We start from the raw sequence: 12,718 nt of genomic DNA, 5'->3' as shown, positions 1-12,718 counted from the left end.
CTGTATATTCTTATTATTTAACTTTTTTTATGGCTAAATCATCCATAAATAATTTTGCAGCTTTCGTTTTAGGAAGGTCACTTTTCCTAATTTCTAAAGTCAAGAAATCATCAAATTCAGATGCCTTTGCTCTTGAAATCTTTTGCTCTATGGTTACCCATTGTCTTCGAGGTAAGTCTTTAAGTCCGTCGAATACTACTTCAATTTCAGGGTTACCTAAAAGTACATGAATTTTATTTGCGACACGACCTTGATCTAACCATAGTTTCATAGATAATATAAAATCTCCTGCAGGAATATTTAAAGCACCTTTAGGTGAAGTTACTTTTACCTTATCAACCTTTAAACTATCATTTTTCCCATATCCAAAAAATTGTAGTGCCTCTACGCCACTTGCATAATGCCCTTCAGTAATTTTTAAATATGTTGAAGATCCTTCATCAAAAAGCCAAAATTTTTGATAATCATTAGCGTCAGCATCTTCAGGAACCATTGTTAAAGGTTTTTGATTTTCTTCAAATAAAATCGGCCCTTCAAAACCGTAAAAAGCCCGATCTTTTTCCAGTAAATTATCAGAAGGTTTTTGCCAAACTCTCATGTATTCCACTTCGAAAGTAGCTGGTAATTCTTCTTTATGTGGTACTCCTATCCACTTAAAGATTTCTGAATCTATCCAAATTTCCATAGGATTGTTCAATACCCAATCTGTACCTAATTCGTCTTGCGTAAAGCCGTAAACAAATTTACCATCTCTAAATATTTTCAAATAATCTTCTCCCCATTCAACACCATAAATATGAAAATCATCTGAGGTAACATAGGGTAATGTTTCATCATAACCGAATGCTTTTGTAGGTCTAGTTGAAGGTGGACTCCAATCGTGAATCGCAGTTCTATTCATATTGTTAGTTATTGAGCCTTCTTTAGCAATTTTTGGCACTCCCATTTGTTCGTACATATCTAGCTCTTGCTCAAATCCAATAGCCCAAAATGCTGCTGTCATGGCTGCTTTTGGTGCTTTCGATTTTATTTCCATATAACCATTCAAGAACCTTTTTTTACTTACTATTGCTGCAGTTGTTACTGGTAATGGCTTACCCTCATAAACTCCATAAGCATCTTTATTAGCTCCATCTGCATAACTTTCTTTTGCAAAATTATAATCAGGCTCCCACTGTGTTCTTAATTTTAAATTTCCATTTTCAACCACTACGTTGTGAGGAACATATTGAGAAGGTGCTCTTCCTTTCCAAATATAATAATCTCCATTCTGACCCTCAACAAACCATTTTGTAGTATCTATTTTAGTTCCTTCAAATTCATCACTAATTTCTTCGTTTAGCACCCAACCTTCCTTATTATCTGGGTCAGAAAAAGGACTAATGGTCGTTTCTTGATTTGTTGGATTCGTTTGTTCTGATTCATTTTCAGTTAACCCATCTTTTTTATTTTCTTCACAACCAATTGTTATAAGCCCTGTAAGGCCTAATATTAAAACAAGATTAAATGTTCTTTTAAATATCATCTTTATGTAATTTTTGATTATTAGATTAGTACTATCATTCTTTTAAAGATTGATAATTACTATTATTTTTTAATAGGCTCCGACGTTTCCTTTTTTACCAATTCTGGTGTTCTATAGCGATCCATCCTATCTAAATCGTTTTTTTCAAATTTCCGTTTTAACATCCACATAGGTCGTTCTAGCGTTAGCTCCCATTTAAAAAGTTTCTTATACATCTCTTTTACGCGTTCAGGATACTTATCAGCCAAATCTTCTAATTCTGGAATATCTTTACTCATGTCGTAAAGCTCAGCAGGTCTATCAGGAAAACGGATAAACTTCCAATCTCCTTCTCTGTAAACACCTCGATTTTCTTTTTTCCAATACAGTGTTTCATGAGGTCGAGTGCTGTTGTCACCTGTAAGGTAAGGTAGAAGATCAACTCCGTCCACTTCTTTCAAATCTGCAATATTGCCTCCGCCAGCAGCATAAAATGTTGGTAATAAATCTAAAGTACTTACGGGATAAGAATATTTTATATTACTTTTTATTTGATTTGGCCAACTGATTAAAAAAGGCACTCTTAACCCTCCTTCTAATTGATTTGATTTTGTTCCACTTAATGGTAGGTTAATAGATGCATTTTTATCCGTTGGACCACCATTATCGTTTGAAAATACAATTATAGTGTTATCCTCTAAACCTAGTTCTTTTAACTTATCTAACACTTTACCACAAGCACGGTCTAACGCTAATGTCATAGCAGCTACCTCCTTACGTTTGCCAGTTAAGTTGGGGAATTTCTTTAAATCTTCTTCAGTAGCTTCCATAGGAGTATGCACCGCATTAAATGCTAGATAAATAAAAAATGGTTTATCTTTATTTCTTTCCATGAAGGAAATTGCTTTGTCTGCAAAAACATCTGTTGCATACGCTTTTGGTTCTTCAAAATTTCCAAAACCATTTTCCATCCTTTTATCTAAATGCCCTTTTGGCACTTCTTTATAAGCAAAGTAGCTTCTATCACCTCCTCTAAATCCGTAAAACTCATCAAAACCTCTTTTTAAGGGATGAAAACGATCTGCATCACCTAAATGCCATTTTCCGTACATGGCATTAGTGTATCCTAATTTCTTTAAATAATCAGCCATGGTAACTTGATCTAATGGCAAGCCCATATCATCTCCCAAAAATTTGGAATTCTCGCTCATATAACCAGGCACATTAATTTCTTCGTAACCAAAACGTTGTTGGTATTTACCTGTCATAAGCCCAGCTCTAGAAGGGCCGCAAACAGAAGCTGACACATAACCTTGAGTAAATGTTACGCCACTTTTTGCTAGTTTATCCAAATTTGGTGTCTTCATAATTGTACTCCCTTGAAAACCAAAATCAGCATAACCTGCATCATCGGAGAATAAGAAAATTATATTCGGTTTTTCTTGAGCATTTATACCAGAATACATAAGAACAAAAACTAAAAAGGCTACTATATTTTTCATTTTTTTTGATAATTTAAGTGTCTAATCAATATTAGTTGCTTTAATTAAAAGCATGTGATATTTATTATGTTCAAATTAAACGAAATTTGGCGTTTACCTAATAATAAAATTTACCCTGTCTTTAGCTTATTTTACCTTAATACATTTTAATTTAAAAAAGGAAGCTTTCAATGATTACCTATTAAGTCTTTCAACATTAACAAATAAAGGACCCATTGCTAATCTTTTGACTTTTACAAACGCTTGAAAATTACCAAAGCCACTCGGGATCTTTACTTCTTTAAAAATTACATTTTTTTGCCCTTTCTTTATTTGAATAGCTACGTGAATATCTCCGTATTTAATATGAGCTACCCCATCTTCTTTAATCTCAGGAAGGTTTAATGTTATTTTATATAAACCAGCTTCCGTTTTAACCCTCCAATAGCCTAATTCATTTTTAGATATAACCCTTGCCCCACCCCAATCAAACCTAGAAAGGTTAACAATAGGCTGTGCCTTAGTTCCTAAGTATATTCTTTGTATCCCTTTTGCGTCTCTTTCTTCGGTTACCTCATCGAACCAATTTTCATATTTTTCGAGCAATTCTTCAACAATTTTAGGGTGCTTACTTGCTAAATCAATTCTTTCACTTGGGTCATTTTCTATATCATACAATTCTAAATTTGAAAGAGTATTTTCCAATTCTTCATCTGTCGGCTGATATAATATTCCATGTGGAAAATCGTGCGGACTCACAAGCTTATATTTTTGACCTCTTACAGCAAAGTGCATATATTTAAATGGAGTTGGACCATAATGCATTTGCACAATAAACTCACGATTTACAAGTAAACTAGTATCATTATTACTCCATAGTGGCAATAAAGATTTTCCGTCTATTTTTACTTCTTTGGGTATTTCAATTTTTACTGCATCTAATACAGTGGGTAAAATATCTATCATTGTTCCCATAATATTGGTTTTTTTATCGATAGACAATTTACCTGGCCATTTCACATAAAACGGCACCCTTATTCCAGCATCATAAACACTTGTTTTAGTGCCTCGCAAATTAGCTACCCACCGCCCTGGGTATACATCATTTTTTGTTCTTCTTTGTCTTGGTCCATTATCAGATAGAAAGATCACTATGGTATTTTCTTCAATCCCTAATTCTTTTAATTTATCTAAAACTCGTCCAACATTAGTATCAATATTGTCAATCATACCATAGGTTAATGCGTTGTCTTCATGCAAACCCATTTTTCTGAAGGGTTCTGCTTTTTTATCGGGAACTTGGAGCGGAAAATGCGGTAAGTTGGTTGCTAAATATGTAAAAAAAGGTCTATCGTCGTTTTTATCTATAAAATCTAACGCGGCATCTGTAAAAATATCATCACAATAACCATTGTATTTTGTTGAGACATTATTGTGTTCTAATACTGGGTCGAAATAAGTATTTCCAACGGGACCAGCAGCTTGGCCTATTCCACCACCTTTGTGTACTAATGCTTCCTGAAAGCCTTGATCTGTTGGACGCATTGGATGATTGTCACCCACATGCCATTTACCAAAAATACCGGTTCTGTATCCATTATCACTCAAAATTTCCGCAATGGTAACTTCTGAAGCATTCATAAAATGATCTACCTGTGTAACTGCCGTTACACCGGTTCGATAAGGGTATCTTCCTGTTAACAAGGCTGCCCTTGAAGCGGAACAATTTGGATATGACATAAAATTAGTCATTTCGATTCCTTGTTCGCCAATAGATTCAATATGAGGTGTCTTCAAATATGGATTACCATGAGAACCAATATCACCATAACCTTGATCATCAGTCATCATAATAATAATGTTTGGTCTAATTTCTTTTTTTATTGAAGATTGTTGTCCAAACGAATTGAACATAAAAGTAAATAATAAAGCAACTATAACTAATTGATTTTTTGAAAATATCATGCTAATGTAATTTTTTATCATGTTTAAATAATTTCGCCCTAAGCTTCTACTTACCAGTTCGTATATGAACCATCATTTCTTTTAAGCCGTGGCGTTTCTACTGGCACAAAACCTTCTTTAATTGCCAATTCTTCATTAAACTCAATGCCAAGACCAGGTTTATCTGATACCTTATACCTTGAACCTTCTAATTTTGGTTGCAAAGGATAGTAATTGGAATCGTCTAAACCAGGGTTATCTACAGGTGTATTCATTTCTTCTAACCATGTGAAATTTGGACTAGCAGCTGCTAAATGTATTGTTGCTGCGGTACAAATTGGTCCTATTGGATTATGAGGTAATAGGTCTATATAATGTATTTCAGCCATTGAGGCAACCTTCATTGCTTCTGTAATTCCACCAACATTACAAACATCTACTCTCGCAAATTGCGTAATATTTTTTTCAATATAGGGCATAAATTGCCATTTACTGGCAAATTCTTCACCTATGGCGAATGGAACATCAACCATTTTCCTCAAACATTCATAAGCTTCGGGGGACTCATCTCTTATAGGTTCTTCTATAAAATCAAGTGTGCCAACTGGCATACTTTTAATGAACGAAACTGTTTCGGGTACGGTTAAACGATGATGATAGTCTATTCCGATTGTCGGTGCAAATCCAATCTCTTTTCTCAAAGCAATTATCCATTCGGCAATTATAGCAATAGATTTTCTAGGTTCAAAAATGGAAGCTTTTTTTCCTTCTTCATATTCTGCAGGTGCCAATCGTAACATTGGCCACCCTTCCGTAAGTAATGTTTTAGACTTTTCTATTAATTCTTCCTTACTGCTAAATCGTAATGAAGCAAAACACTCAACATAATCACGTTGTTTTCCGCCAAGCAATTCATAAACAGGAACTCCAAGTGCCTTTCCCTTAATATCATATAATGCAATATCTATTGCAGAAATGGCTGCAGTTAGCACACGACCTCCTTCAAAATATTGTCCCCGATATAAATCTTGCCAAATAGCCCCAATTTGTCTTGGGTCTTTACCAATTAATAAAGGGCGATAGTTCTCAATTACACCAATTACGGCAAGTTCTCTACCCGTTATTCCTGAAGCTCCCCATCCATAAATACCCGCGTCCGTTTCAACTTTTATGTTTAACTGGCTTCTACCTGCAATATTTACAGGAAATGTTTTAATTGCTGTTATTTTCATAATTCTATATTTTCAATACTACTGTCATCCTTTAATTCTATTCTTTTCACCTTACCAACTACTAATAAAAATGACAAAAATCCGATTATTGTTAATGCTCCAATAAAAAACAATGCAGGACTAAAGTCACCGTCTTTTACTAAAACACCTATTACAGTTGGAACAATTACAGCAGATAAACCGCCAATTAAATTAAATACACCGCCTACTAGCCCTATTATACGCTTTGGTGCCATTAAAGACACAAACACCCATGTAATAGATGCAAGGCCGTTTCCAAAAAAAGCTATGGTTAAGAATAAGATTATAAAAAACGTACTGTCCGTAAAGTTGGCTCCGATTATTAATGTTGATAAGGATAGACCAATCAATACAGGGGCCTTTCTCGAAAACTCAGCTGTTCTCCCTTTTTTTATCAAATAATCAGAAGAAAATCCAGCTAAAAGTACACCACAGAAAGCAGCTAAGAATGGAATTGAGGCCAGAAAACCAGATTTTATAAAATCAAGTCCACGATATTCTACTAAATAAGTTGGAAACCATGTTAAAAAAAAGATAGACATGGATCCCATACAAAATTGACCTATGTAAATACCCCAAAGTTTTTTATGCTTAAATGCCTCAAAAAAATCATCCCAGTTGAATTTCTCCTTTTTTTTAGTTTTGTTTTTATTAGGAGCAAAACCACCCCCATCTTTTATTAATTTTAATTCAGATTTATTAACCGTTTTATGTTGATCTGGATCTCTATAAAATAGATACCAAACAAATGCCCAAACAATTCCAATAACACCAGAAACAATTAATAAACCTCTCCAACCCACTTTATCTTGAATTAGTGTTAAAACAGGGAATAAAAATGCCAGACCAATAAATTGACCTGAGGTGTATATTGCAATAGCCGAGGCCCGTTCAGTTTCGGGAAACCACTTCGTTACTATAGCATTATTTGCAGGATATGATGGTGCTTCAAAAACCCCTATACTTGCTCTTAAACCCAATAAGATTTTAAAAGAGCCTACAAATCCTTGAAATAAAGTTGCTATAGACCAAAAAAATAACATTAAGGCATAAAGCAATCTTAACCTCACTTTATCTACAATAATACCTCCTGGAATTTGTAATGCTGCATAAGCAATGCCAAAGGCTGAAAAAACAAGCCCCATTTGTACAGTACTTAGCTCCATCGATTCACTTATTGCTGAAGCTGCTACTGAGATATTAGTTCTGTCAAGGTAATTGATAACTACTGTACCAAAAATTAGTGCTAGTATATTATACCGCTTTTTAGTTGGTTTTAAATTAGCTTTTGAATTCATTCCAAGGATTCTTATCTTTTAAATTAAAATTTATTAAGGTATTTATTTTACACAAAAAAACCGAGGGCGAAAAACCCTCGGTTCATAACTAACTCAAATAACAACTTGTATGAGAAACTGCATTCTCTAGTTCAAATTATTTTTTTAGTATCCAAAGTTTTGTTCTAATGCTGGAGCTTTTTCTATTTCTGCTTGAGGAATAGGTAAATAATATCTATAGTCATACCAAGGTCTTGTAATTACGGTTCCTTCAGTAAAAGATAGTGACCCATCTGCAGCTTTTTTCCATGTTAAACCTTTAATGTCATAACCACCAATATGGTCTTGGTTCATCCATCTTCTTTCATCAAAAAAGTTATGACCTTCAAAACAAAGTTCTATACGTCTTTCTCTTTTAATCGCTTCTAACAAATCTGTACCACTAGAAGTAATATCAGGTTGTAAAGCTCTATTAGAAACCTTATTCACATACATACGAGCCATATCTTCATCACCTAAATTATATACTGCTTCTGCATAATTCAAATAAATTTCAGATAATCTGTATAAAATATATGGACGATCAGCGGAAAGATCTGTTAATGCTGATAAGCTCTCATCTTGAAATTTCCTAATATTATATCCGGTTTTAGAAGTGTGTAGCGTGTTACCCAATCCTTCTGGTGAATCTAAGCCATTAGGGGTTGCTACACTTGGGTTATCCGCCAATGCATAATCTACAGGACGACCTCTAAAGTTAGCTCCTTGATAATTAAGATCAGCATAGTATCTCATTTCTCTGTTATCATTTGGCTTTGAAGCATCAAATGTTGGACCGTCAGTTGTTGTTCCGTCAGCCATATTAAACTCTAAAGCAAAATTATGAGATGGTGAAACCAGTCCCCATCCCCCATATCCACTAGGAGATTGTGCTTGATCTGGCAACGTATTAATATCATTTGCCATTTCTGCATATAAATTACCATAAGATCTTGCAAACAAAATATCTTCATTTTCTGATAAAAATAAGTTTTGATATTCTGTCGCATTTGACACAGCAATTAAATCTCGTGCACCTACTAAATCTATAACCGCTTTTGCTGCATCAGCCGCATCTTGCCATTTAGATCCTTTATTATAATCGTACAAAGGACCATTTGGAACTGTGCTTGGATCATGTAATTGACTGGCAGCATATAATAAAGTACGCGATTTTACCGCTAATGCAGCTAGCTTTGTAGCTCTTCCAAACCAAGCATCTGGCTGTGTTTCAGGTAAAACAGCTGCTGCCGCATCTAATTCTCTAACAATAAAGTCAACACATTCTTCATAAGAGTTTCTTGGTAAATTAAATTCATCTTCCAATCCCAATGCATTTTCCATAATTGGAACGCCTCCATAATACTTTATTAATTTAGAATAAATATTGGCTCTTAAAAATTGCATTTCTGCTTTAAGGACATTTACTTTATCTGGATCTTCTTGCATAGCAGGACTATCATCAATTTTACCTAAAAACTCACTTATTAATCTAACATAATCCCATGAGTTTGCCCATCTATTATTGAATGCTAAACCAGAGTTACTAGGTGACCATCCACCTCTCATTTTATAAACGTTATCTAAATCTTTAAAATTAAATTTACCTTCCCATGAGGCTCCTTCAATATTAACTCTAAATGTCCACCATTGAAAACGGTTTATGGACCAACTCTCTGTACTATTATACGCTGTAAAAACAACTCTTTCAGCTTGATCAGGGTCACTGTAAATTAAATCCTCAGCAAAAGCATCTTTTGCTTCTGTATCTAGTACATCTTCACAACTAACTATTGAAAAGATAGCGAACAGTACGATTGCATATTTTATTAATATATGTTTCATCTCTTTATATTTTTTTGTGTTTTTTAAACATTAATTATTCTTAAAAATTGAAATTCAATCCAAACGTATACGTTTTTAAAGAAGGGTAAGTACTACCTCTAAAGCTATTGTATCCAGCCGCCTCAGGATCTAAACCTAAATCATAAACATCAGAAAACATTGTTACTAAATTATAACCTCTAAAATATACTTTAATATCTCCGAACTTAATTTTGTCTTTAGTAAATGTATAACCTAACTCTATTTCCTTTAATCTTACATATGATGCATCACGCAACCATAAATCAGCTCCTTGGAAATTCCCTGGATCACTATTTCGGTTAGCACTATAAGAATCACCTACTGCAAATGCTCTTGGGTATCTGGCATCTGTATTTTCAGGAGTCCATCTTTGGTCATAAATGAAATCAGGTAAAGCTCCCTGTCCTTCGAAAAACACCCACATTTTAGCTTTGGCTTGTCCTTGAAATAAGAAATTGAAATTCCAGCTCTTATAATTTAAACCTCCAAAAATACCGTATTGTATTTCAGGAACATTAGAAGAATATGAGCGAACTCTATCTTCTGCATTAATTTTACCATCTTCATTAGTATCTATATAATAAGGTTCACCAGGAACAGTACCTGCTAGGGTTGCAGGTGCAGCATCTATTTCTGCCTGATCTTTAAAAACGCCGTTGGTTGGATAAATTATATAAGAATCCATTGAATGACCTTCTCGTTTTAAAGCATCTGACACATCAGCCGCTTCATCCAAATATTTTACTTCGTTTTTTGCTTTTGTAAAATTAAATCCTAAATTATAGCTAAGGTTATCGTTTATTACATCGTTCCAGCCTAATTCAAGTTCCCAACCATAATTATCCACTTTTCCTAAATTTTCTTGTGGTAAGGTCAATCCAGTAAAATCAGGTACCGAGGCATTTCTTGTAATTAGAATGTCTTCTCTTTTTTGGTAGAAATAGTTTATATCACCTGATAGTTTATCATCAAACAAAGTGAAATTTAAACCTAAGTTTTTCATATCAGCTGACTCCCAAGTTACATCTGGATTAGCTGCCTGTACTCCAATACTAGAAAAACCATTATAATATTGACCTCCAAAATTATAATAATTGGGTTGTGCACCGAGTGCACCTGCATAATCATATCTTGTTAAATATTGGAATCCACCGATTCGGTCATTACCCATTTTTGCCCAAGATGCTCTTAATTTTAATGCATTTATCCAATCTACATCATCCATAAAAGATTCTTTATCTATAGACCATGCTACTTGTATAGCTGGAAAGGTACCAAACCTTTTATTTGGGCCAAAAGTACTAGAACCATCATAACGTAAGGTGAGATCCATATAATATTTTTTCTTATAATCATAAGATAATGACCCAAAATAGTTCACTCTCCCCCACTCAAAAGCCTCTCCGTAAGATGTTTGACCTTCAGCATCACCCGCAAATAATTCAGAGTGATCTGAATCTGGGAAACCTCTTTTTTCAACCCAAAAACTACGTTGTTCTGAAGTTGTTTGTTCATAACCTACAAAACCACCAATTGAATGATCGTCAAATGTTTTATTATAATGTAAAGTAGCATTTAACATCAATTCATCATATTTCCAAAAGCTCTCACGTAAAATACGTTCATTACCTCTTTGAGAAAACCCTGGTTGTTCTACATATTCATCTGTACTTTCTTGATAATTATAAACGGACCAAGGTGTATACCAAGATTTTGTGTCATTATTCATTCTTCTATACCCTCCAAATGTTTTAAGCTCCAGCCCTTCAACCAATTTATCTAACTTAAAGTCTAAAGAAACTTTTCCTCTTAAATCATTACTAATAGTCTCAACAAAACCAGACTCATCACTAGACATAACGATTGGATTAGCACCATTTTCGCCACCCCAACCAGGTAAACCATTATCATAAATACCAACTTCAGTTGGGAAATTTGTATAGATGTGTTTAAATATATAGCCATCATCAACACCCGGTTCTTTAGTATTACCAAACCTACCTGATAAATCAACTCCTAATTTTATATCGTCACTAATTTTAATATCTATATTAGATCTTACTTGATTTTGTTTAAATTTTAAATCACCAGAATCATACATACCCGTTTGTCTTACCATATCTCCACTCACGAAATATTTTACATATTCACTACCTCCAGAAATTGAAAGTGAAGTTCTTGATTCAGGCGAGTTATTTGCAAAAGTCTCATCTTGCCAATTTGTATCTGTACCATTCCCTGAAGCAAAAGCATCAATTTGTTGTTGAGAATAAGGAAGTGCAGTTCCTGCTCTTTCTGCAATTTCATTATTGTAAATTGCAAATTGCTCAGAGTTCATTAATGTTGGCGTTGCAGAAAAGGAAGAGAGATTGTAAGACGTTGATAAACTTATTTTTGGTTTACCTGTTGTACCTCTTTTTGTTGTAATTAAAATTACACCATTTGCAGCACGTGCACCATAAATAGCAGCAGCACCATCTTTTAGTACTGTTAAACTTTGAATATCTTGTGGTGCTAATTGAGAAAAACTACCCGCTGCAATTCCATCAATTAGTATTAATGGGGAGTTATTACCCAACGTAGATTTACCTCTAATTAAGAGCGTTAAATCTGCAGCATTAGTTGAACCTGGTAATCCACCTCTGTCAGAAATAATTAAACCAGAAACTTTACCTGCTAAAGATTTTGCTAAATCTTTACTACCCGCTTGTTCTAATTTTTCAGAACTTACTGTACTAACAGATCCTGTTACATCACCTTTCTTTCTAGTGGTATAACCAATAACAACTACTTCATCAAGTTGCGAATCTGAAATTAAGGTAACATTAATAGTTGTTTGACTTCCCACTACTATTTCTTGCGTTTTGTAACCAACAAAAGAAAAAACCAAAACGGCTTCTCCATTTTCTGCTTCGATAGCATAATTCCCATCAAAATCCGTTGTTGTACCTACGGTAGTACCTTTTATAGATACAGTTGCCCCAGGTAATGGTCCGTCCGCATCAGAAATTACCCCAGTAATCTGCGTCTGCTGTCCAAGGAATGTGAATTCCGCTGTGTCGTCATCAAAATTATTGATTGAATTTGTATTCAAAGCAATAACTTGTGTAAGGCCAAATGTAAAAGTAAGCACTGTAAAAAGTACTTTCTTTAGAGACCGTTTAAATGCTAAACTATCCAATAAGGAATAACTTATTTGTCCGTCTAGGTTTCTAATTTTTTTCATAAAATTGAGTTAAGTTAGAATGAGTAAATTAAATTTTCGATTAAATCTGTAGTACTTATAAGTCTTTTATATTTTCTTTATTAAATACATTATTAGCCTATTAGCACTTTAGTGAATACAAAGTAAGA

General features: G+C 34.0%; 7 protein-coding genes. All 7 read right to left on the bottom strand.

Annotated features, from left to right (window positions below):
- Positions 1-13: 13 nt before the first annotated feature.
- The 7 genes from FF125_RS03835 to FF125_RS03805 all read right to left on the bottom strand — a co-directional run bounded on the left by FF125_RS03835 (position 14) and on the right by FF125_RS03805 (position 12,590).
- Positions 14-1,525: a family 16 glycosylhydrolase gene (locus FF125_RS03835; RefSeq protein ID WP_138948535.1), complete on the bottom strand. Its 1,512-nt coding sequence runs from the start codon at positions 1,523-1,525 to the stop codon at positions 14-16.
- Between the two features lie 62 nt (positions 1,526-1,587).
- A complete protein-coding gene (locus tag FF125_RS03830; protein ID WP_138948534.1) occupies positions 1,588-3,006 on the bottom strand; it encodes a sulfatase in 1,419 nt (472 codons plus the stop codon).
- 174 nt (positions 3,007-3,180) lie between these two features.
- Positions 3,181-4,950, bottom strand: a complete 1,770-nt coding sequence (locus FF125_RS03825) for an arylsulfatase (RefSeq protein ID WP_138948533.1) — start codon at positions 4,948-4,950, stop codon at positions 3,181-3,183.
- A gap of 50 nt (positions 4,951-5,000) precedes the next feature.
- Positions 5,001-6,161, bottom strand: a complete 1,161-nt coding sequence (locus FF125_RS03820; RefSeq protein WP_175418864.1) for a mandelate racemase/muconate lactonizing enzyme family protein — start codon at positions 6,159-6,161, stop codon at positions 5,001-5,003.
- Positions 6,158-7,480, bottom strand: coding sequence for an MFS transporter (locus FF125_RS03815; protein WP_138948531.1), 1,323 nt, complete (start codon positions 7,478-7,480; stop codon positions 6,158-6,160). The genes FF125_RS03820 and FF125_RS03815 overlap by 4 nt, the downstream gene beginning before the upstream one ends.
- Positions 7,481-7,624: 144 nt before the next feature.
- Positions 7,625-9,343: a RagB/SusD family nutrient uptake outer membrane protein gene (locus FF125_RS03810; RefSeq protein ID WP_138948530.1), complete on the bottom strand. Its 1,719-nt coding sequence runs from the start codon at positions 9,341-9,343 to the stop codon at positions 7,625-7,627.
- 40 nt (positions 9,344-9,383) lie between these two features.
- Positions 9,384-12,590, bottom strand: a complete 3,207-nt coding sequence (locus tag FF125_RS03805; protein ID WP_138948529.1) for a SusC/RagA family TonB-linked outer membrane protein — start codon at positions 12,588-12,590, stop codon at positions 9,384-9,386.
- Positions 12,591-12,718 lie beyond the last annotated feature (128 nt).

The sequence above is a fragment of the Aureibaculum algae genome (assembly GCF_006065315.1).
Lineage (GTDB): Bacteria > Bacteroidota > Bacteroidia > Flavobacteriales > Flavobacteriaceae > Aureibaculum > Aureibaculum algae.
The sequence above is the reverse complement of the archived record's forward strand: the minus strand, read 5'-3'. Positions and strand labels throughout refer to the sequence as shown.